Raw genomic sequence first — 21918 nt, 5'->3', positions numbered from 1 at the left:
CCCGTGACCCAATGGCTATCGGGGCCAGCTTGGTCACCTGCGCAATCTGCTCGTCCGTCTTGTCGTCCAAGAACAGACCAGTCTCGACGGGCCCGGGAGCAATCGCATTCACGTTGATCTTACGGTCGCCGAGTTCCTTGGAAAGCTCCAAGCCGCCGCGTAACACGGCTGCTGGAGGTGTCACGCCGAGACCACCGCGCCGTTCGTAAAGACGGTCTGGCCGCTTACCCAGGCGCCGTCGCGGCTCACCAGTGCGGATATCATGGCGGCGATATCCTCCGGCTCGCCAAGGCGGCCCAGCGGTGTGCGCTCGACAAAGCCCTGTATCTCCTCCTGTGTCTTGCCGTCCGTGAAAAGGGTCGTGTTGACCAGGCCGGGCGCCATCGCGTTCACCGAAACGCGCCGCTCACCCAATTCCTTGGCCAGGACGGCCGCGTACATGTCCTGCGTCGCCTTAGTAGCCGCGTAGGCGCCGTAGGTGGGCGAGGTGAACTGCGTGATGCTGGAGGACAAGGTGATGATCCGGCCCTCATGGCGGATACGGCGCGATGCCTCGCGCAGCACGTTGAAGCTTCCCTTCGCGTTGACGGCGAACATCCTGTCGAAGTCCTCATCAGCCATCGTCCCGAAGGGTGCGAGCCTCATGATGCCGGCATTGCTCACGACCACGTCGACGCCGCCGAAGGCTCGGTCGTGATGGTCGAACAGACGGCGCACCGCACGCGGATCCGCAACGTCCGCCTGGAGCCAGGTGGCCCGTCCACCGGCACGCTCGATGTCCCGGACGACGGCCGCCGCCAAGTCTCGGTTCACGACGCAATTCACCGTCACCGCGAAGCCGTCCCGCGCCAGACGGCGTGCGGTAGCGGCGCCGATTCCGCGCGATGATCCAGTGACCAGCGCAGCCCTGGCCTGTCCCGCTGGCCGTACGCCACCGGCTGCACCGGTGGCGGTCTGCCCGCCAGCCCTCTGGGCGCCCACGATCGCTGCGGCTGGAGCGAGCGCAGCCGCGGCAAGCACGGAGCGTCTCGAAAGATTGGCATCGGATGGTGGCGGACCTTGATCAGGCATCGGCTGCTCCTGCGTTATAAAGAATCGATCAGTTAGAGAACGCGGCCCGCCTCACTTCGTCTTGCCCGAAACGACCTGGAATTTGCCCGATCCTGCTTCGGGCTGCCCTTGCGCGCGCGATGGCGGTATCAAGTCCAAGTGGAGAGCAAATCCCTTCTAGAAATGCTCATGGATGCGGTGCGGTCCTACGCTGATCGCCACGCCAACAGCGACTGCGTCGCACTGACGCCGGTGCCGGGACTTCGCATGATGCGCGTAGCCGCCCCAAACGAGCCTCTCCGTTCGATGTACCGCCCGCTGGTGTGTCTGGTGCTGCAGGGGGCGAAGCTGCTGGTCGCGGGCCGCGAGGAGCGCGCTTTCGATGCAGGCCAAGCCGTCATCGTGGGCGTCGACCTCCCGGTGACTGGTCGGATCATCAAGGCATCGGCGGACGAGCCGTACCTTGCGATCGCGATCGAATTGGACATGCAGATCGTGCAGGAGCTCGCCTCTGAGGTGCGTCATCCCGCGTCCTCGAGCACTTCGGTGCCAAGCCTGTTCGACGAGCAGTTCGACGAAGATGTGCTGAGCTGCGCCTTCCGCTTGACCCGACTCGTCGACAATCCCGAGGCGGTTCCCGTGCTGCGCCCGGCGATCCTGAGGGAACTGCACTACTGGTTGCTTCGAAGCCGCCACGGCCCCTCGCTGAAGCGCCTCGCCGTACCCGATGGTTATCAGCAACGCATAGCGCGTGCGATCGAGGTGCTCCGCACGGAGTTCCGCAAGCCCATCCCGGTGGCGCGGCTCGCCGACGCATCCAGCATGAGCGTGTCGGCCTTCCACCGGCACTTCAAGGCGGTGACTTCGCTATCACCGCGCCAGTTTCAGAATCAGCTGCGCCTCATAGAGGCGCGCAGACTTCTTCTGATGGAAGGTTCGCCGGCCGGTCGCGCCGCTTCGGCGGTCGGGTACCAAAGCATGTCACACTTCAACCGCGACTACTCGCGATTTTTCGGCGCACCGCCGAAACGCGATGCGCGCACCGCAATGGAAGTGTGAGCCGTTCGCGACGGCAGCTCTAATGGCTGCTAGGCAGCGAGGACCTAACGACATTCGGCGTCAAGAAGCTACCCCACGTGCTGATGAGGACGTCTGCTTCTTGGGCGTCAGGAGACGAACCAGAACGACTACTAAGGGCGCAAATCCGCTCTACGCCTCGCGTGAACGAACGTCTGTTACCCCGTTATGCGCACCCGAAAGCAGCCGTTCCGCTTACCACCATTGGCAGGCACTCTGCTGAGACAGGCTACACGTCGGCAGATGGTATGCGAGGGTAAGATTGTGCCTCAGTGAGGAATAGAACAGCAGTCTATTCCTCATTTCAAGCGCCAGAGATGAGGAATAGCAAGGAGCACCCTATGCGCGTTCAGATGATCGATCCTCCGGCCGGCTGGCGCTACGGCTTCCCCAAACCTTACGTGCCTAAGAATGACGAAGAGCACCTGGACGATTGGCTGCTCGCCAACGGGGATCCTCAGCAGGAGGTTGACCAATGGCCCAATGGAGTGCCTTGCCGATTATACTGGGTGGAAAGGGCTGACCCGAACGTCCGCTAAACCCTGTACACTCCCGTAAGCGGCCTTTCCGCTTACCACCAGAAGCAGACGTCGGGGTGAGCCGGCCTGAGCGTCGGCAAGTGGCCGCAAGCAGACCGTCCGCGTCTGGACTAAGGCCACAGAAGGCGGACGTAAGCCTTGGAAACCCTCCTCCATACCGACAATCAAGGCGCGCCGACGGTCATATGGAGTCCGGCCGCCATCGAGCGCTGACTGACAATGTTCAATTGGGAGGCACGTCGGCTGCCGCTCACAAGAGCGATACATGCACCAGCCCGCACGCGGACCATCGGATAGGCTCTACATGAAGCGTTGAGCACCATCTGCTCTTCTGCTTCAAGGAGGGGTGAGCCGCAGCTGGTCCTTCGCCATCGATCGAGGTGGCACTTTTACCGACATCGTCGCCTACAGCTCGGACGGGCTCCAGCGCGTGCTCAAGCTCTTGTCCGAAAACCCTCGCCACTACGCCGACGCAGCCCTGGAGGGCATCAGACGATTGCTGGCCAAGGAGGGCGGCACCGTGTCGTCGGTGCGGATGGGCACCACCGTCGCCACCAACGCCCTGCTGGAACGCAAGGGCGAGCGGGTGGCGCTGGTCACCACTCGAGGGTTCCGCGACGCGTTGCGGATCGGCTACCAGGCTCGACCGCAGATATTCGCCCGTCACATCAGGCTCCCCTCGATGCTGTACGAAACCGTGGTCGAAATCGACGAGAGGATCGGCGCACGAGGCAAAGTGCTAGTCCCGCTGGACCAGACCGAGGCGGTGCGGACGCTGCAGGAGCTTCGGAGCCAGGGCTTCGACAGCCTCGCCATTCTGCTCATGCACGGCTGGGCCTTCCCGTCCCATGAACGCCAGCTCGCGGCTATCGCTCGCCGGATCGGCTTCGCGCAGGCGTCGGTCAGCCACGAGGTGGCGCCGTTGATCAAGTTCGTCAGCCGCGGCGACACGACCGTCGCCGACGCTTACCTCTCCCCGGTGTTGAGCCATTACGTCGAGCGCGTTGCGAGCGGTCTCCACCCGTCGGCTGAGCTGCACTTCATGCAATCGAACGGCGGGCTTGCCGAAGCACGTGCCTTTCGCGGCAAGGACGCGATCCTGTCCGGCCCGGCGGGCGGCGTGGTCGGGATGGTGGCGGCGAGTGCGCCACTTGGGGCCGACAAGCTGATCGGCTTCGACATGGGCGGCACTTCGACCGATGTCTCGCACTATTCCGGCCAGCTTGAGCTAGCTGAGGAAAGCACGGTTGCCGGTGTGCGAATCCGTGCGCCCATGATGCAGATCCACACGGTGGCCGCGGGCGGCGGCTCCGTCTGCCGATTCGACGGCATGCGCTTCCGAGTGGGGCCAGAATCCGCGGGCGCACAGCCCGGCCCCGCCTGCTACCGCAACGGCGGTCCGCTGACGGTCACCGATTGCAACCTCATCCTCGGCCGGATCGTGCCGAAACTGTTTCCCGCCGTGTTCGGACTTACGGGCGACCAGCCGGTCGATCCCGCCGCTTCCCTGGCGCGCGCCGAGGAGATCGTCGCGAAGGTGGCGCAGGCAACGGGTCGCCGGCTCAGTGCGGTTGAGGCCGCCCAGGGATTCCTGACGATCGCGGTTGAGAATATGGCGGCCGCCATCCGCAAGATCTCGACGGCGCGAGGTCACGACGTCAGCGGTTACGCCCTCGTCTCCTTCGGAGGGGCCGGCGGCCAGCATGCCTGCCGTGTGGCCGACCGGCTGGGCATGAGCCGCATACTCATCCACCCGCTGGCCGGTCTTCTTTCGGCTTACGGCATCGGTCTTGCCGAGGTGAAGGCGATACGCGAGCAGAGCTGGCGTCGCCCGATCGATGAGGACTTCGGCGCGATGCTCGATCGCCTTGCGTCGGAGGCCATCGAAGCCCTTGTCGCGCAAGGCGCGGCCGCCGACCGCCTGCATGTTCTCAAGCGCGCGCGGCTCCGTCTGCCGGGCAGCGACAGCTCCATCGAACTGGATGTCGCCAATGGCGACACGATGTCCCGCCAGTTTCATGCGCTGCATCGCCAGCGCTTCGGCTACGAGGATCCAGCTGCCGGCATCATCGTCGAAAGCCTGACCGCCGAAGCGGTCGGACGTGGTTCGGGAGTACCGCTCACCTCGTCGCCGGCGGGAGCTGGTGCTGCTGCGGAGGCGAATGCTGGATGGGCCTGTTTCGGGCGCGAGGAGCTTGGACCCGATCAGCAGGTCGCTGGACCAGCGCTCGTCCTTGATGAGGGTTCCACTACCGTCGTCGAAGCGGGTTGGCTGGCCGCACGGGAAGACGACGGAACGCTGGTTCTCGCCCGAACGGAACCTCTAGTCCAGCGCTCGGCGGCCCGCACAGATGTTGATCCCGTGCGACTCGAGATCTTCAACAACCTGTTCATGGCCATCGCCGAGGAAATGGGCGTCGCGCTGCAGTCCACGGCGACCTCCATCAACATCAAGGAACGGCTCGATTTCTCCTGTGCCTTGTTTAACGGAGAAGGCGCGCTGATTGCCAATGCCCCGCACATCCCCGTGCATCTCGGCTCCATGGGCGAGAGCATCCGGACGGTAATCGATCGACGCGGCGAGGCCCGCGATGGGCGCGGGATCCGGCCCGGCGATGCCTATGTCCTCAACGATCCTTATCGCGGCGGCACGCACCTTCCGGATATTACCGTTATCGTACCGGTATTCCTGAGCGGAGGTAGGGAGCCGGATGCTTTCGTGGCAGCGCGCGGGCACCATGCGGATGTGGGCGGCATTACGCCTGGATCGATGCCGCCTGAAAGCACTTCCATTGATCAGGAGGGCGTGCTCATCGACAACGTCCTGCTGGTTGATCAGGGGCAGTTCCGCGAAGCCGAAATGAGGGAGCTGTTGAGCTCCGGCGAATGGCCGGCTCGACGATCCGATCGCAACATCGCCGATCTCAGGGCGCAACTGGCGGCCTGCAGCCGCGGCGCGAGCCTGCTGGAGCGTGCCAGCAAGGAGTATGGAGCCGAGGTGATCGCGGCCTACATGCGCCACGTTCTTGCCAATGCGGAGGAGTCAGTCCGCCGGCTCCTCGACCGGCTGGAGGATGGAGCGTTCACCTACGAGATGGATAGCGGCGCCGTCGTGCAGGTGGCGATCCGACTGGAGCGCGCAACGCGGTCCGCGACCTTCGATTTCACCGGCACCAGCCCGCAACGCGCCGACAACTTCAATGCCCCACGCGCGATTACCCGAGCCGCCGCGCTCTACGTGGTCCGCGCCCTCATCGACGATACGATCCCGCTGAACGATGGCTGCCTGCGGCCGATCCGCCTCCTGGTGCCGGAGGGATCGATGCTCAACCCCGCTCACCCTGCTGCCGTCGTCGCGGGCAATGTCGAGACCAGCCAGGTGGTCACCGATGCTCTGTTCGCCGCAACGGGCCGGCTTGCCCCATCGCAGGGGACGATGAACAACTTCACTTTCGGGAACGAGCGTCAGCAATACTATGAAACGATCGCCGGTGGCTCCGGGGCGGGACCTGATCACGACGGAGCCGACGCCGTCCAGACCCATATGACCAACAGCCGGCTGACCGATCCCGAGATCCTCGAGACCCGCCTGCCCGTCCGTCTCGACCGGTTCGCTATCCGGGACGGGTCGGGTGGCTCGGGGCGTCATAAGGGCGGTAATGGCGTGGTCCGGGAAGTCACCTTCCTGGAGCCCATGCGGGCGAACATCCTTGCCAACCGCAGGCGGGTCCCCCCTCTCGGATTGGCGGGCGGCGGCGATGCCCTGCCCGGCCGCAACTGGGTTGAGCGGGCGAATGGAACCAGGGAGGTTCTCTCGGCAACCGGCTCCGCCCAGATGGAGCCCGGCGACCGGTTCATCATCGAAACACCGGGCGGCGCCGGCTTTGGGAGACCCGAATGAACTACTGGCCGCTCCTTGGCATCCTGCTGGTCGTGATCGGCTTCGCGCTACGACTCAATCCGATGCTGGTGGTCACCGTGGCAGCCCTGGCGACAGGATTGCTTGCCGGCCTCGACCTGAATGAGGTCATTTCCACTTTCGGCAAGGCCTTCAACGATAACCGGATCATCGCCATCGTCTGGATCGTGCTGCCCGTGATCGGACTGCTCGAGCGCTTCGGCCTGCAGCAGCGCGCCGCCGCCGTGATCCGCGGTATGCGAAATGCAACCACCGGACGCTTGCTGCTGCTTTATCTTGCCTATCGTCAGGTCACCGCCGCGATCGGGCTGCATTCGACGGCCGGCCACCCCCAGACCGTTCGCCCCCTCGTCGCACCGATGGCCATCGCCGCTGCGGAGAAGCAGCATGGCGCGCTCGATCCCGTCACCTCCGACAAGGTGAAGAGCTACGCCGCCGCCACCGACAATGTCGGTCTGTTCTTCGGTGAAGACATCTTCTTCGCGATCGGCTCGATCGTTTTGATTCAGCAGACGCTTCTCACCTATGGCTATAACCTCGCGCCGCTTCAGCTCGCGCTGTGGGCCATCCCTACCGCGATTGCGGCCTTCCTGATCCATGGTGGGAGAGTGCTGATCCTCGACCGCTCGCTTCGTGGGGTCGGCCGATGATCACCCTGCAATGGCTTTACATGCTTGCCGGCGCCATGTTTGGCGCTTTCGCAGCCCTGAGCGCCACGGACCGCAGCAATGCCAAGCGGCTGGGCAATGCCGCTTTCTGGGGCCTGATGGCCGCCAGCCTGCTGGCTGGCGACCTGATTGGAGATTTCGGCAACGGCCTGCTCGTTCTCACCCTCGCAGCACTGGCGGGGTTCGGGTGGATCGGTCGCGGCAGCCCGCCGACGACCTCCGAAGCCGAGCGCGAAGGCTACAGCGCGCGGTTCGGCAATCGCCTGTTCCTGCCGGCCCTGATCATCCCGGCTACCGCCCTGTTAGGCACCCTGCTGTACAACTACACGCCGCTTGGCGGGCTGGGATTGTTCCAGGAGAAGCGCGAGACCTATGTTCTGCTCGGGCTCGGGGTTCTGCTTGCCCTCCTGACCATGTTCCTGTGGCTTCGACCTCCCGCTCTCGCGCCGTTGCAGGAGGGCCGCCGATTGATCGACTCCATCGGTTGGGCCGCCGTCCTGCCGCAGATGCTCGCGGCGCTCGGCGTCTTGTTCGCCGCTGCCGGCGTGGGCGAGATCATCGGTGGAATGACCCAATCGGTGATTCCGGAGGGCAGCATCTTTCTGGCCGTTACCGTGTTCGGGCTTGGCATGGCGGGTTTCACGATGATCATGGGCAATGCTTTTGCGGCTTTCCCGGTCATGGCAGCCGCGATCGGCGTCCCATTGTTGATCCGGGATTTCGGGGGCGACCCGGCCGTGGTTGGCGCGATCGGCATGCTGGCTGGCTTCTGCGGCACGCTGATGACCCCCATGGCCGCGAACTTCAACCTGGTGCCCGCTGCCCTGCTCGAGCTGCAGGATCAGTACGGGGTGATCAAGGCGCAGCTTGCGACCGCCATTCCATTGCTGGTTGTCAACATCCTCCTCATCTACTTCTTGGCGTTCCCATGATGTACCTCGACGCTGATCTTGCGGCCAGGCTCGCGGATATAGCGCTTGGTCATGTGCGGCAGGAGTACCCGCACAAGCTCGACCATGTGCTGCTGAGAGACGAAGATGCGATGCAACCGCATGTTCTCCATCCGATCTTTTACGGGAGCTTCGACTGGCATAGCTGTGTGCACGGCTGGTGGACGCTTCTGACGCTCCGGCGTTTGTTTCCCCAGATGCCCGCGGCCGCGGCGATCAGGGCGCTGGCCGACGACAGTTTCACCGCAGACAAGGCGCAAGCCGAACTCGACTATCTGGCACGGCCGCTATCGAGCGGTTTCGAACGGCCGTACGGCTGGGCGTGGTTGATGGCACTGCATCTCGAGGCCAGCCGGCACGAGGACGCTTCATGGGGGGATATGCTGGAGCCGCTGGCAAAGGCCTTCGCGGAACGGCTGGGGCGCTACCTTGCGCTCCTCACTTATCCGATCCGGGCTGGCACCCACTTCAACACCGCTTTCGCCCTCGTGCTCGCAGGCGAGTGGGCTGCCCGGTTCGATCTAGCCGTGCAGGGGCAGATCCGCGAACGCGCGCGGCATTGGTTTGGCGAGGACCGACAGTGCCAGGCTTGGGAACCTAGCGGCGACGACTTCCTTTCCCCAGCGCTGATCGAGGCCTTGTGCATGATGCGGACTATGCCGCCCGGGGAGTTTGCGCCCTGGCTCCACGCCTTCCTGCCGGAGCTTAGCCGATGCAGGCCGGGCACGTTGTTTCAACCCGCCACCGTAAGTGATCGCAGTGACGGCAAGATCGCACATCTCGACGGGCTCAACCTCAGCCGAGCTTGGTGCTGGAAACAGCTTTCGCAGGCGCTGAGCGGAGGCGAGCGCAGCTTGGTGGATCGAACAGCCGACGATCATCTCTCCGCGGCAATGCCTCACCTGAGCGGCGACTACGCGGGCGAGCACTGGCTTGCGACCTTCGCGCTTTTGGCGCTGCACTCCCAGAGCGCGGCATCCGGATCGTTTGCTCTCGGCGAGGAGCAGCAAGGATGACGCCAAGGTGCCCGCAGCGATGCCGCTGGCGTCTGGCCGGAAATTAAAGGAGCTGCTGGTGAGAAGACGCACATTTCTGACTGCCTTGCCGCTGACGGCTCTTGCTCTCCCCGCCGGTCGCAGCGCTGCGGCACAGAACATCCGGAACGCGCCGCCGCTAAGCCCGGCGTTGCCCGGGACGCAATTGTACCGGGGCGTGCAAGCTGGTGACCGACCCGTGGGTCCAAGCTTCGGCACCCGCTCGGAGGTGTTCGGCAGTAACGGGGCAGCGGCGACTAGTCACCCACTCGCCACGCTGACCGGCGTCGAGATCCTGAAGAAGGGCGGTTCCGCAGTCGACGCGGCGATCGCAATCAACGCGGCCCTTGGCTTTCTCGAGCCAACTGCCAACGGGATCGGCGGCGATCTCTATGCCATGCTGTGGGATCCGGCAGCCTCACGCGTGGTCGGCATCGCCAGTTCAGGCCGCTCGCCCCGCGGCCTCGGCATCGAGACTGTGCGCTCCCGCACCCGTGATGGTGTCTTGCCGCCATATGGCGCCGTAACAGTGACCGTCCCAGGCACCGTCGATGCATGGTGGCGCCTTCACCAGCGCTACGGCAAGCTGCGCTGGGCCGAGTTGTTCGACCCCGCCATCGCCTATGCCGAGGGCGGCGTCCCGCTTTCTCCGGTCGTGGCCTACTACATGAACCGAGCCATGGCGAACTTCGGGAAGCCGGGCCAGGGGATCGAGGAGATCGCCAACGCGCAGGCAATCTATGCCTCAGGGGAGCGAGCCAAGGCAGGCGAGATCTTCCGCAACCGGGATCTCGCCCGAACCTACCGGATGATCGCGCAAGGCGGCCGGGACGCCTTCTACGAGGGCGATATCGCCCGCACGATCGAGGCTTATTTCCGGCGCATAGGCGGGTGGCTGACCCGAGCCGACCTTGCCGCTCACCAGAGCAATTGGAACGTGCCGGCCATGACCACCTATCGCGATGTAGGGGTCCATGCGCTGGCGGAGAACACGCAGGGCCTGGCGACGCTGCAGATCCTCAACATGCTGGAGCGGTTCGACCTTCGAAGTGCGGGATTCCAGTCGCCGCTTGCGATCCATCTCGGCGCGGAGGCCAAGCGCCTGGCCTACGAGGACCGGGCGCGCTGGTATGGCGATCCCAACTTCTCGCTGGTGCCGGTCGATTGGCTCATCTCGAAGGACTATGCGGCCGAGCGCGCGAAGCTCATCCGGCCCGACCGCATCAACCCCGACGTCCGCCCCGGCAATGCGCCTTCGCAGGGCGATACCACCTATTTCTCGGTTGCCGACCGAACCGGAATGATGGTGTCGATGATCCAGTCTAACTTCCGTGGCATGGGCTCCGGCCTCGTCGCCGACGGTCTCGGCTTCATGTTTCAGGATCGCGGTCAGCTGTTCACACTGCAGGACGGTCACCCCAACGTCTACGCGCCGGGCAAGCGGCCTTTCCAGACCATCATCCCGGGCTTCGCGACGCGGGATGGCAAGCCGTGGCTGTCGTTCGGCGTGATGGGCGGCGGCATGCAGCCGCAGGGGCAGGCGCAGATCATCATGAATCGGGTCGATTTCGATCTGGATGGCCAGGCGGCAGGCGACGCGCCCCGGTGGCAACATGAAGGCTCGTCGGAGCGAATGGGGGAGGACGACAAGAGCATCGGCGGGACCGGCCTGCTTCGGCTGGAGACCGGCGTTCCAGATGCCACGGCGGCGGCGCTGGCGGGTATGGGCTGGCGGATTGGCGCATCCGACGGAGGTTTCGGCCGCTATTCTTCGGTCGAGCGACGGAACAGCGGGGGCGAGCTGGTCTATGCCGCGGCCTCCGACGTGCGGGCGGACGGTCTCGGTCTTGCCTATTAGGCGGCGCAAGGGAGTAACAATGACCAAATATCTTTTGGCCGCGACCGCTATCTTTCTGCTCGCGCCCGGCGCTGCTGCACAGGAGGATCGGCCTGCCTACGTCCGCGCACTCGCGGCGGGCTACAAGGCTTCCTTCATCTGCAGCAACCTGTTCAATGGCGGGATCTCTGAACAGCAGACGGTCGCCGACGACCTCCGCGGCACTTACAGCAACCTCAATCCGATCTTCCCGACACTCGCCGCGACGATCGACCGGGAGCGGCGCACCGTGTCCGTACCCTATGATCCCGCGATGCCTCCTAGGATTGCCGCCTGGCGTCCGGGTCTCGGCTGCACCCAGCTGCCGATTGGCGCTTCAACGGAGGCGATTTCCACCCTTCCGCAGCTCGGGGTCAAGCCGCCGAACTTCGACTCGAAACCATGGCCCATGGGAGATCGTCAAGCGACGGCTCTGCCAAGCGGCGACGCGGCCGCGATCGGACGGGTGACCGCCAATGCCTTCGACCGCCGAACCTACGGGCAAGGCAGCGAGACGACAGCCGTGCTTGTCGTGGAGAAGGGCCGGATCGTCAGTGAGCGCTACCGCCGTGACCTGAACATGCATTCGTCGCAACGCACCTGGTCGGTCGGAAAGAGCATCGCCGGCACCATCATCGGTGCTGCCACGCAGCAAGGGGTGCTCGACGTAAAGGCGCCCGCCCCTGTTCCAGAATGGCAGCGGCCAGGCGATCCGCGACGGGCGATCACCACCGACCAGCTGCTGCGAATGGCCAGCGGCCTCAATAGCGACCATGCCGGCAACCGCACCGACGCCTTGTACTTCGGCGGCATTGGCGTAGCTGATCAAGCCGGTGGCTGGCCATTGGTGGCGCCACCAGGAACCGCGTTCCGTTACGCGAACAACGACACGGTTCTCGCCATTCGCGGGCTGCAGCACGTCCTTCGCGACGGCGGGAGATCGCTCCGCTTCCCGTTCGAGGCCCTGCTCTGGAAAATCGGAATGACTCGAACGGTGCCGGAGACCGACTGGCGCGGCCACTTCATCCTGTCGAGCCAAGTCTGGACCACTGCGAGGGACCTTGCCCGCCTGGGGCTCCTGCACCTCCATGATGGAGTTTGGAATGGAGAGCGGATCCTGCCCGCCGGATGGACCGGCTATGTCCGGAGCCACGGGCCTGCCCAGCCGTCCTCTGGCTTCGGCTACGGCGCGACCTGGTGGACGTTCCCGAAGGAGTCGGGGCTGCCGCAGGACGCCATTGTCGCGCAGGGGAACCGCGGACAATATGTGGTGGTGATCCCCTCGCGCTCGACCGTGATAGTTCGGCGCGGCTTTGACGCCACGGGCATGAACTTCGATCTGGCACAATTCACGAGCGATCTGCTTCGCGCCTTTGGTTAGCGATCGCGAGAGCATGACCTTGCCGGCCATGTCCAGCGTGACCATCGTCGGTGCCCTGGCCGACCTCCGCACCGGGCGGCTGACTGCAGAGGCTCTGGTATGCCAAGCGCCTGAGGCGGCTGACGAGCATGCAGCGCTGAACGCGATTGCGGAACTGCGCGCAGAGTACGACTTGGGGGTCGTCGAAAAGCTTTCTCGTCCGGAGCCATGGACGCCCTGCTCCTGGCGGTAACGCCCACCCGCCGTTGCGCAGAGGTGAAACGGAAGTGCCGCTCGAGCGCGGGTCCCTGCCGTCTAGGAAGGCTCAGCTTGCCCTAACTGCGCCTTTCAGCATGGCCGGCGTGCCGGTCGCTGCCATTCCGTTTGGTGGCGTCGCCCGGTTTCCCGGCCAGCCTTCAGATCGTCACACCTTGAGTTGAGGACGCGCCTGCAGTCGATGTAGCCGCGTGGGCAGAGCAAGTTCTCAGATCCGGGGCATAATCCGCATCAACTAATTGTCAGGGCTGACTATCGGAGCTCGCGTGAGTGTCATCCGGCTCAACTCGTAAAAAACGTAGTCCGCCGCGATATGCGCAGGCGTCCGCTATGATCATACCTGAACCAGCGGCGGCTTTCAGATAAGCGACGATCGCCGCAATCGACCGAACGGGCGCCCGAGCTGCCGTCGGGTGAATGTCCGCTTTGGGCCGGAAGCGGACATTCAGGACATCGCCGCGAGCACCCTCACTTCCGCCCGAACAGCCGCTCCACATCGCCCATCGATAACTTCACCCAGGTAGGGCGGCCGTGGTTGCACTGGCCGCTATTGGGGGTGACTTCCATCTCGCGCAGGAGGGCGTTCATCTCGGTGACCGACAGGGTGCGGCCGGCGCGGACGCTGTGGTGGCAGGCGAAGGTGGCAGCGACGAGGTCGAGGCGTTCCTTGAGCTTCATCGGGCCGCCCAGCTCGGCAATCTCGGCCGCGAGGTCGGCGAGCAGGCTCCGTATGTCGAGCTTGCCGAGCAGTGCCGGGGTCGCGCGGACCAGCATGGCGGTGGGGCCGAAGCGCTCGATCTCGAGCCCGTAGCGGGCGAGTTCGGCGGCGGCTTCCTCCAGCCGGTCGCAGTCGGGTTCGTCCAGTTCGGCCACTTCGGGCATCAGCAGGGCCTGCCGGGCGACCCCGCCGTTGCTTGCGGCGCGGCGGAGGCGTTCAAGGACGAGGCGTTCGTGCGCGGCGTGCTGGTCGACCAGGACCAGGCCGTCCTCGGCTTCAGCGACGATGTAGGTGGCGGCGACCTGGCCGCGGGCGACCCCGAGCGGGTGGGCGGGGACCGGCGTGGTCGCGGGTTCGGCGCGGGCGGCGGGGGCGTGGGTGAAGAGGGTGCGGGCTTCCTGAACCGTCGTCCCGGCATAGGCCGGGACCTCAGGAGGCGGGAGCGACGCAGTTCGGCTGGGATCCCGGCCTTCGCCGGGATGACGGTCAAGGGCGGATATCCACCGCACCGGGGCCGCGGCCTGTACCCTGGCCGCGCTCCTGTGCCCGGCTTCGTCCAGCGCGGCGCGGAGCCCGCCGACGATCAGCCCGCGCACCGCCTGGGGATCGCGGAAGCGGACTTCGGTCTTGGCGGGGTGGACGTTGATATCGACCTCGCTCGGTGGCAGCTGCAGAAACAGGGCGGCGATCGGGTGGCGGTCGCGGGCGAGCAGGTCCTGGTAGGCGGCGCGCAACGCTCCAACCAGCAAGCGGTCCTTCACGGGGCGGGCGTTGACGAACAGGAACTGCTGGTCGGCGGCTCCGCGGTTGAAGGTCGGCAGGCTGACCACGCCGCCAAGTGCCAGGCCGTGCCGCTCGAGGTCGATGCCGAGGCCGTGCTGCGCCAGCGCCGGGTCGAGCAGTGCGGCGACCCGGGCCTGCAGCGCGCCCGGCTGGACGCCTAGCGAGCGGCGGCCGTCGTGCTCCAGCGCGAAATGCACGTCCGGCCGCGCCATCGCCAGCCTCCGCACCACGTCGAGGCAGGCGGCATACTCCGCTCGCGGCGAGCGCAGGAACTTGCGCCGTGCCGGCACCTTATCGAACAGGCCTTCGACCCGAACCCGGGTCCCCGGCGGCAGCGCGGCCGGCCCCTCCCCGACCTTGACGCCATGATCGACCTCGATCCGCCACCCGTCATGGCCTCTTGGCCGGCTTTCCAGGGTGAAGCGGGCGACGCTGGCGATGGAGGGCAGCGCTTCGCCCCGGAAGCCAAAGCTGGTGACCTCCTCGATCCGCTCGTCCGGCAGCTTGGAGGTGGCGTGCCGCTCCAGCGCCAGCGCCATCTCGGCCGGCGTCATGCCGCCACCATCGTCCGTCACCTCGACGAGGTCGAGCCCGCCCGCGGCCAGCCGCACCGACACCGCCGTCGCCCCGGCATCCAGCGCGTTCTCCACCAGTTCCTTGAGCGCGCTGGCGGGCCGTTCCACCACCTCGCCGGCGGCGATGCGATCGACCAGGTGTGACGGCAGCCGCCTTATTGACATGTTAAGGGTCCTAGCCCAATCGGCTGAACGGGGCGAGGCGCTGTTTTCCATTGCATATTCAACAGCGGTTTACGCTTCTGGCATGACTCGGATTTGAGGAAGCGGGCGGGGATGTTCTGGACGCGCTGGTTCAAGTGGATGTCGCACGACATGGCGATCGACCTGGGGACGGCCAATACGCTGGTCTACGTCCGCGGTCGCGGCATCGTGCTCAACGAGCCTTCGGTGGTGGCGATCGAGACCATCAATGGCGTCAAGAAGGTCAAGGCTGTCGGCGACGACGCTAAGCTGATGATGGGCAAGACCCCCGACCAGATCGAGGCCATCCGCCCGTTGCGTGACGGGGTGATCGCCGACATCGACGTCGCCGAGCAGATGATCAAGCACTTCATCCACAAGGTGCACGGCGGCAAGATGCGCGCTTGGCGCTTTCCGGAGATCGTGATCTGCGTGCCGTCGGGCTCGACCAGCGTCGAGCGTCGCGCGATCCGCGACGCCGCCTCGAACGCCGGCGCCAGCCAGGTCTACCTGATCGAAGAGCCGATGGCCGCCGCGATCGGCGCCGACATGCCGGTGACGGAGCCGATCGGCTCCATGGTGGTCGACATCGGCGGCGGCACGACGGAGGTGGCGGTGCTGTCGCTGCGGGGCCTGGCCTACACCACCTCCGTGCGGGTCGGCGGCGACAAGATGGACGAGGCGATCTCCTCCTACGTCCGCCGCAACCACAACCTCTTGATCGGCGAAGCGACGGCCGAGCGGATCAAGCAGGAAGTCGGCATTGCCAAGCCGCCGACCGACGGCATTGGCCGGACCGTCCACATCAAGGGCCGCGACCTGGTCAACGGCGTGCCCAAGGAAATCTCGATCAACCAAGGGCAGATCGCCGAAGCGCTGTCGGAGCCCGTCGGCACCATCGTCGAGGGCGTCCGCATTGCCCTGGAGAACACCGCGCCCGAGCTTGCCGCCGACATCTGCGACCAGGGCATCGTGCTGACCGGCGGCGGCGCGCTGCTGCAAGGGCTGGACGAGGTGCTGCGCGACGAAACCGGGCTGCCGGTCACGGTCGCCGAGGATCCGCTCACCTGCGTGGCGCTCGGCACCGGCCGGGCGCTTGAGGAAGAGCAGTACCGCGGCGTCCTCCAGACCGCCTAAGGTAGGGTAAGGAGCGGTGGCGCCGCCGACCGGTGCGCGCCCGGGCTGGTCGCGGCGGGCGCAGTACGGCCTGTTCTTCAGCTTTCTGGCGGCGATCGCCGGGCTGCTGATCGGCCTCTTCCTGCTCGGCCTGTCGCTGGTCGCGCCCAAGGCCTACGCGGGGGTGCGCGGGGTGGCGCTCGATGTGACCTCGCCGATAACTCGCGCGCTTAACGGGGCGACCACCACCGTGTCCGGGCTGGTCAGCGGTGCTGGCAACTACTGGGACGCCGCCCGCCAGAATGCCGCGCTCAAGCAGCAGCGCAAGTTGCTTGAGCAGCAGATCATCCAGGCGCGCGCGATCCTCAACGAGAACCGGCAGCTGAAAGCCGCCTTGCAATTGCGCGAGCGAAGCCCGCAGGCGGTGGCGAGCGGGCGGATCGTCGGCTCATCCTTCGAAAGCCAGCGGCGCTTCGCGGTGGTCTCCGCGGGGAGCGGCGACGGCGTGAGAGTTGGCATGCCCGTACGCGCGAGCGAGGGGCTGATCGGGCGGGTGGTGGAGGCGGGCGCGACCGCCAGCCGGGTGCTGCTGATCTCCGACCGAGCGACCATCCTGCCCACCCGGCTGCTGCGCGGGGGGCAGGCGGTGATCTCCACCGGGCGCGGCGACGGAACCGTTGACCTGCGCCCGCTGGAAGTCGGGCGCAATCCGTTTCGCCGCGGCGATGTCGTGGTGACCTCCGGAACGGGCGGTCTCTACCCACCCAACGTGCCCGTGGCCCGAGTGGTGCGATTGGACGACGACGGCGCGATCGCCGTGCCGCTGGCCGACCCTGCCAACGTCAGCTTTGCAGTCGTTGAGCAGCCCTACCAGCCTGCCGCCCTTGCCAATGCTCCGGCGGGCGCAGGACAGCCCTGATGGTCCGCGCGGCCCTTGGCGTCGGCCGGATCGACCGCGGACCCAAGCGGCTGGCCCGTTTCGTCCCGCCGATCTCGGTGGTGGCCGCTTCCGCCCTGTCGCTGCTGCCCATCGTCGCGAACGTCGGCTGGGTGCCCGACGCCGGCTTCCTGTTGCTGATTGCCTGGCGGCTGCTGCGGAGCGATGCCATTCCGGCTTGGTGGGCCACTCCGCTCGGTTTGGTTAACGACCTGCTAACTGGTTCGCCCGTAGGATTGAGCATGGCTATCTGGACCGCCGCCATGCTTGGCCTCGACCTGCTCGACCGCCGCACCATGTGGCGCGATTATTGGATCGAGTGGGCGTTGGCGGCGCTGCTGGTGCTGGCGGACGAAGCGGCGCGCTGGCGGATCGACGCGCTGATGGGCGCGCCCCTGCCCTTCTCGGTCGTGTGGCCCCCGATCCTGATTGCGATCCTGACCTTTCCGGTGGCGGCGTGGGCGGCGTCGGCGCTCGACCGCTGGAGGCTGGGCCGGTGAACTTCCAAGGCCGCATAACCAACGTCCACCAGTCGCTGAGCTTTTCGCGGCGGATGGCGATCGTGGGCGGGGCGCAGGCGGCGGTCGCCGCGGCCCTGGTGGGGCGGCTCGGCTGGCTCGCGGTCGCCGAGAACGAGAAGTACAATCTCCTGTCCGAGGACAACCGGGTCCAACTGATCATCGTGCCGCCGCGGCGGGGGTGGATCATCGATCGTCTCGGCAAGCCGATTGCGATCAACCGCTCCGACTTCCGGGTGGACCTGATCCCCGACCAGATGGAGGATCCGCGGCGCACGGTGGCGACCCTGGCGCAGCTGCTGGCCCTTTCTCCCGATGAGGTCGACCGCATCCGCCGGGAGCTGGCGGCGGCTCGCGGCTTTCAGCCGGTCCAGGTGGCGGAGAACGTACCCTACGAGCGCTATGCCGCGGTTACCGTACGGCTGCCGGAGCTGCCTGGGGTGCAGCCCGCCCGCGGCTTCACCCGCTATTACCCGGCGGGCTCCGCCGTGGGTCATCTGATCGGCTACGTCGGAGCGGCGAGCGCCAAGGAATATGAAAAGGAAAAGAACCCGCTGCTGATCACGCCGGGCTTCAAGATCGGCAAGGAAGGGCTTGAGAAGACGCTGGAAACGAACCTGCGCGGCATTCCCGGCGGGCAGCGGGTGGAGGTCAGCGCGCGCGGCAAGCTGATCCGCGAATTGACGCCCAAGCCGGACCGCAGCGGGGCGCCGGTGCAGCTGTCGATTGACGCGGGATTGCAGGAATATGCCGCGCGGCGGCTGGGCGAGGAAAGCGGCAGCTGCGTCATTCTCGACTGCCAGACCGGCGACATCGTCTGCATGGCGTCGATGCCGGCCTACGACCCCAACAGCTTCTCCGACGGAATCGGCCGAACCGAGTGGAAGACGCTGTCCGAAGACCCGCGTAAGCCGCTGCTCAACAAGACGGTCAACGCCCTCTACCCGCCCGGTTCGACGATCAAGCCGATGGTCGCGCTGGCGCTGCAGGCGCACGGCGTCGACCCCAAGGAGCGGGTGCACTGCCCCGGCGGCTATCGCCTCGGCAATCGCTTCTTCCGCTGCCTCGGCCGCCATGGCTCCGTCGACATGCACCGCGCCATCGCCAAGAGCTGCAACACCTATTTCTATGCGATGGGCAACCGGGTCGGCTACGACCGGATCGCGCCCATGGCCCGGATGCTTGGGCTGGGGCAGAAGTTCGACCTGCCGCTGGTCAGCCAGAGCTATGGGACGGTGCCCGACAGCGAGTGGAAGCGCCGCCGCTATGCCGACAACCAGAAACTGTTCATGCGCCCCGACTGGACCGCTTCAGACACGCTGAACGCGTCGATCGGCCAGGGCTACCTGATCCTCAATCCTTTGCAGCTCGCGGTGATGTCGGCGCGGATCGCGTCCGGGCGCAATGCGCAGCCCACCCTGCTGGGCGTCCACCAGGACCCCGCGTCGATGCTGAACATCCCGCAGGAGCACCTGGACGCCGTGCGCGGCGGCATGTGGGAAGTGGTCAACGGCGACGGCACCGCGGGGGCGAGCCGGATCACCCTGCCGGGCATCGAGATGGCCGGCAAGACGGGCACCGCCCAGGTGCGCCGCATCGCCGGCGGGCAGCGCGGCCAAGGCGGCGACTGGCGCTACCGCGATCACGGCCTGTTCGTGTTCTTCGCGCCGTTCGATAAGCCGCGCTACGCCGGCGCGGTGGTGATCGAGCACGGCATGGGCGGGGCCCGCGCCGCGGCGCCGGTCGCCAAGGATGCGCTGATGTATCTGTTCGACCGGCCCGCGGCGGAGAAGCGGCTGGCCGAGCTCGAAACTGGCTGGGGCGGCACGCTGGCCGAACGCACCGCCCGCCGCGCGGCCGCTATGGATGCCGCCGCAGCATCGGCCACCGCCGCACCAAGGCCGGCGGCATGATCTCCAGCGCCATCATCCCGCAACCATTAGCGCGCCTGCCATGGCGATTGATCTTCCTCGTATCGGGGATTGGCCTGTTCGGACTGATGAACCTCTACTCCGCGGCGGGCGGCTCGATCCAGCCCTGGGCGATGCGGCAGGGCGCGGCGTTCCTTATGTTCCTGGGCCTCGCCATCGTGCTCTCCAAAGTGCGTGAGACGACGATCAAGAGCGTCATTTTTCCCATCTACGTCGCGATCGTCCTGATGCTGATCGCGGTCGACATGCTGGGCTTCGTCGGCAAGGGCGCGCAGCGCTGGCTCGACCTCGGCATCATCCGGCTGCAGCCGTCCGAGTTCATGAAGCCCGCGATCGCCCTGGTGCTGGCCCGCTTCTACGAACTGCTGCCGGCGGGCGACATCAAGCGCTGGCGGGCGATCTGGCCGGCCGCAGCGCTGATCGGGGTGCCGGCCGTGCTGGTGATCGTCCAGCCGGACCTCGGGACGGGGCTGATGGTGACCTTCGCCGGAGTGACCGTCATGTTCCTGGCCGGCGTTCCGCTGCGCTGGTTCCTGGTTCCAGCGGGCGCGATCGCCGCGGCCATTCCGATCATCTACCAGTTCCTGCACGGTTATCAGAAGAAGCGGATTGATACCTTTCTCGATCCGGAAAGCGATCCGCTCGGCTCGGGCTACCACATCACTCAAAGCAAGATCGCGATCGGCTCCGGCGGCTTCTCGGGCAAGGGCTACCTCAAGGGCAGCCAGAGCCATCTGCAGTACCTTCCCGAAGGCCACACCGACTTCGCCTTCGCCACCCTGGCGGAGGAATGGGGCATGCTGGGCGGCACGCTGGTGATCCTGGCCTATCTGATGGTCCTGCGCTGGGGCATGAAGGTGGCGGCCAACGCGCCCACGCGCTTCGGCCAGCTGTCCTGCGCTGGACTGTCGGCGGTGCTGTTCTCCTATTTCGCCATCAACCTGCTGATGGTCATGGGCCTGGCGCCGGTGGTGGGAATTCCCCTGCCGCTGATCAGCTACGGTGGCTCGGCGGTCATGACCGTGATGATCTGCCTTGGGCTGCTGATGAGCTTCGAACGCCAGCAGCGGACCCGCAACCGGCTAGCCTAGCCGGTTGCAAAGGCCGCGGCCTCCCGCTACATGCCCGCCCGCGCACCTGGCTCAAGGCCAGCCCGCGCATCTGCCTTCCCAAGGCATGGACGCATAGCTCAGTTGGTAGAGCAGCTGACTCTTAATCAGCGGGTCCTAGGTTCGAGCCCTAGTGCGTCCACCACCTCTCCGGTGTTCTAGGTAACCGGCTAGGTATCACCCCCCGAGATCGCAATTTAAGGCTGCACGGACGGCAGCGGGCCACGAGTACTGCTCGACGCTGCCGTGTCGCGACTGTCGCGTCTGTCGCGACAGTGAGTGCATGCTTGCAGGCCATAGGGCCCCTGCTACCCTGCCGCCATGAACGGCAACATCGAAGCCGAGCAGGACGCCCTATTTCAGATCGAAGGGCCGGACGGAGACGGCTGTGTGTGGACGCGCAGCAACGAGGGTCCGAAGGTCTGGTGCCGTAACCTGGGCCGGTTGAGAAGGTGGCGGAGGTTCTAAGCCAGTGGCTGGCCAGCCTTGACGACGCGAGCCAAGCTGAAAGGGCCCAGACGTTCTCGGGTCTGTTCGTTGGCTGTTGGGGGCCGATCAGCGGCCCGCTTGTTCCCATAGGTGCAAAACGGAAACTACCGCATCCGCCCGCGGACGAGGTGAATCAGGTCTGACCTTGCAAACAGCGTTTACTCGCTGTTGAGCAGTTGGAAGTAAGGCCGCGGCACGGGACGCCGGAAGCCACTACTTTCGGCTCCTCATTGGGGCGGTCCGTTGCTTGTCGCGTACCTGCCGGGCCGTCCCAAAGTTATTGAGCTTGCAGTTGCGCCGCTGCCCTGCGCCAGCAGACCCACCCAAGTGAAATGTCAGGCCTTCTCGGCCGGCTTGGAAGAATGTGGTAGCCACTCGACGAAGATGTTGCCGCGCTCCTTAGATGTTGAGCAGCATTCCTCACTGTACGCCTAGACATACTCGGCCCCAGGTACCAGCTGCACTCGACGGCCTCGCCTTCAGTGCAACGAGCTTACGCATCATTTTCCTCTACTTGGCTTCAAGGATCATCAGCAAGACGGCCTGAACTGGCGTGAGCAGGTTCTGCCTTGTTGCTTCCTCCAGCCTCATGTGTGGAGGTAGGTTGCGCGCTGCTTCCATCGCTTTGAGATAACGATCATCTTCATCGGCCATCGTCCGCAGATCGCGTGCGTTGCAAGAACCAAGGCGCTTGCCGTTGGGCATGATGATGTCCGTAAACTCCCTTATCGGGAAGTCAAAGAAGTCGGACTCTAGCACCCTTTTAGGCATCGGCATCCGCCTACATCGTCGCGCAACATCGCCAACAGA

17 protein-coding genes and 1 tRNA gene are annotated in these 21918 nt (G+C 65.8%); 15 read left to right on the top strand and 3 right to left on the bottom strand.

Going from position 1 to position 21918, the window contains the following annotated elements:
* Positions 1-180: 180 nt before the first annotated feature.
* The gene (locus QZX62_RS09585) at positions 181-900 is read right to left on the bottom strand and encodes an SDR family oxidoreductase (protein ID WP_294174005.1); all 720 of its coding nucleotides are present in this window, start codon (positions 898-900) and stop codon (positions 181-183) included.
* 309 nt (positions 901-1209) lie between these two features.
* Here QZX62_RS09585 and QZX62_RS09580 point away from each other — a divergent pair, with 309 nt between their 5' ends.
* From QZX62_RS09580 to QZX62_RS09540, 9 genes are all read left to right on the top strand, one after another.
* A complete protein-coding gene (locus QZX62_RS09580) occupies positions 1210-2109 on the top strand; it encodes an AraC family transcriptional regulator (protein ID WP_294173987.1) in 900 nt (299 codons plus the stop codon).
* 359 nt (positions 2110-2468) lie between these two features.
* Positions 2469-2666, top strand: a complete 198-nt coding sequence (locus QZX62_RS09575; RefSeq protein WP_294173985.1) for a hypothetical protein — start codon at positions 2469-2471, stop codon at positions 2664-2666.
* A gap of 346 nt (positions 2667-3012) precedes the next feature.
* Positions 3013-6567 carry a hydantoinase B/oxoprolinase family protein gene (locus tag QZX62_RS09570; RefSeq protein ID WP_294173983.1) on the top strand — a complete coding sequence of 1185 codons (3555 nt, stop codon included), beginning with the start codon at positions 3013-3015 and terminating at the stop codon, positions 6565-6567.
* Positions 6564-7235: a DUF969 domain-containing protein gene (locus QZX62_RS09565; protein WP_294173981.1), complete on the top strand. Its 672-nt coding sequence runs from the start codon at positions 6564-6566 to the stop codon at positions 7233-7235. Before QZX62_RS09570 ends, QZX62_RS09565 begins: the two co-directional genes overlap by 4 nt.
* On the top strand, positions 7232-8185 hold the full coding sequence (locus tag QZX62_RS09560) for a DUF979 domain-containing protein (protein ID WP_294173979.1): 954 nt from the start codon (positions 7232-7234) through the stop codon (positions 8183-8185). The genes QZX62_RS09565 and QZX62_RS09560 overlap by 4 nt, the downstream gene beginning before the upstream one ends.
* Entirely contained in the window at positions 8182-9219 is a 1038-nt protein-coding gene (locus QZX62_RS09555; protein WP_294173978.1) for a DUF2891 domain-containing protein, read from the top strand. The genes QZX62_RS09560 and QZX62_RS09555 overlap by 4 nt, the downstream gene beginning before the upstream one ends.
* A 58-nt stretch (positions 9220-9277) precedes the next feature.
* Positions 9278-11095 (top strand): gamma-glutamyltransferase family protein, encoded by a 1818-nt coding sequence (locus QZX62_RS09550; RefSeq protein WP_294173976.1) that lies wholly within the window; start codon positions 9278-9280, stop codon positions 11093-11095.
* 19 nt (positions 11096-11114) lie between these two features.
* The gene (locus QZX62_RS09545) at positions 11115-12494 is read left to right on the top strand and encodes a serine hydrolase (RefSeq protein WP_294173974.1); all 1380 of its coding nucleotides are present in this window, start codon (positions 11115-11117) and stop codon (positions 12492-12494) included.
* A 28-nt stretch (positions 12495-12522) separates the two neighbouring features.
* Positions 12523-12726, top strand: coding sequence for a hypothetical protein (locus QZX62_RS09540; RefSeq protein WP_294173971.1), 204 nt, complete (start codon positions 12523-12525; stop codon positions 12724-12726).
* A 491-nt stretch (positions 12727-13217) separates the two neighbouring features.
* Here QZX62_RS09540 and mutL read toward each other — a convergent pair whose 3' ends face one another.
* Complete coding sequence (mutL, locus tag QZX62_RS09535; RefSeq protein ID WP_294173969.1) at positions 13218-14990, bottom strand: DNA mismatch repair endonuclease MutL; 1773 nt, start codon at positions 14988-14990, stop codon at positions 13218-13220.
* 111 nt (positions 14991-15101) lie between these two features.
* Here mutL and QZX62_RS09530 point away from each other — a divergent pair, with 111 nt between their 5' ends.
* The 6 genes from QZX62_RS09530 (at position 15102) to QZX62_RS09505 (ending at position 20764) form a co-directional block, all read left to right on the top strand.
* Positions 15102-16145 carry a rod shape-determining protein gene (locus QZX62_RS09530; protein WP_294173967.1) on the top strand — a complete coding sequence of 348 codons (1044 nt, stop codon included), beginning with the start codon at positions 15102-15104 and terminating at the stop codon, positions 16143-16145.
* 16 nt (positions 16146-16161) lie between these two features.
* Entirely contained in the window at positions 16162-17043 is an 882-nt protein-coding gene (gene mreC / locus QZX62_RS09525) for a rod shape-determining protein MreC (RefSeq protein ID WP_294173965.1), read from the top strand.
* A complete protein-coding gene (gene mreD, locus QZX62_RS09520) occupies positions 17043-17561 on the top strand; it encodes a rod shape-determining protein MreD (RefSeq protein WP_294173963.1) in 519 nt (172 codons plus the stop codon). The genes mreC and mreD overlap by 1 nt, the downstream gene beginning before the upstream one ends.
* Positions 17558-19492: a penicillin-binding protein 2 gene (gene mrdA, locus QZX62_RS09515; protein ID WP_294173961.1), complete on the top strand. Its 1935-nt coding sequence runs from the start codon at positions 17558-17560 to the stop codon at positions 19490-19492. Before mreD ends, mrdA begins: the two co-directional genes overlap by 4 nt.
* Entirely contained in the window at positions 19489-20601 is a 1113-nt protein-coding gene (rodA, locus tag QZX62_RS09510) for a rod shape-determining protein RodA (RefSeq protein ID WP_294173959.1), read from the top strand. Before mrdA ends, rodA begins: the two co-directional genes overlap by 4 nt.
* A gap of 87 nt (positions 20602-20688) precedes the next feature.
* Positions 20689-20764 (top strand) — tRNA-Lys (locus QZX62_RS09505).
* Between the two features lie 854 nt (positions 20765-21618).
* On the opposite strand, the gene QZX62_RS09500 is transcribed toward QZX62_RS09505, so the two are convergent.
* Positions 21619-21918: hypothetical protein (locus QZX62_RS09500; RefSeq protein WP_294173957.1), on the bottom strand; the 300-nt coding region annotated here is incomplete at its 5' end.

The sequence above is a fragment of the uncultured Sphingomonas sp. genome, from assembly GCF_902806265.1.
Lineage (GTDB): Bacteria > Pseudomonadota > Alphaproteobacteria > Sphingomonadales > Sphingomonadaceae > Sphingomicrobium.
The sequence above is the reverse complement of the archived record's forward strand: the minus strand, read 5'-3'. Positions and strand labels throughout refer to the sequence as shown.

Coding starts and splice junctions, on each gene's coding strand:
- QZX62_RS09575 (WP_294173985.1), top strand. CDS start 2,469: ATGCGCGTTCAGATGATCGATCCTCCGGCCGGCTGGCGCTACGGCTTC.
- QZX62_RS09565 (WP_294173981.1), top strand. CDS start 6,564: ATGAACTACTGGCCGCTCCTTGGCATCCTGCTGGTCGTGATCGGCTTC.
- QZX62_RS09560 (WP_294173979.1), top strand. CDS start 7,232: ATGATCACCCTGCAATGGCTTTACATGCTTGCCGGCGCCATGTTTGGC.
- QZX62_RS09555 (WP_294173978.1), top strand. CDS start 8,182: ATGATGTACCTCGACGCTGATCTTGCGGCCAGGCTCGCGGATATAGCG.
- QZX62_RS09545 (WP_294173974.1), top strand. CDS start 11,115: ATGACCAAATATCTTTTGGCCGCGACCGCTATCTTTCTGCTCGCGCCC.
- QZX62_RS09540 (WP_294173971.1), top strand. CDS start 12,523: ATGTCCAGCGTGACCATCGTCGGTGCCCTGGCCGACCTCCGCACCGGG.
- mutL (WP_294173969.1), bottom strand. CDS start 14,990: ATGTCAATAAGGCGGCTGCCGTCACACCTGGTCGATCGCATCGCCGCC.
- QZX62_RS09530 (WP_294173967.1), top strand. CDS start 15,102: ATGTTCTGGACGCGCTGGTTCAAGTGGATGTCGCACGACATGGCGATC.
- mreD (WP_294173963.1), top strand. CDS start 17,043: ATGGTCCGCGCGGCCCTTGGCGTCGGCCGGATCGACCGCGGACCCAAG.
- rodA (WP_294173959.1), top strand. CDS start 19,489: ATGATCTCCAGCGCCATCATCCCGCAACCATTAGCGCGCCTGCCATGG.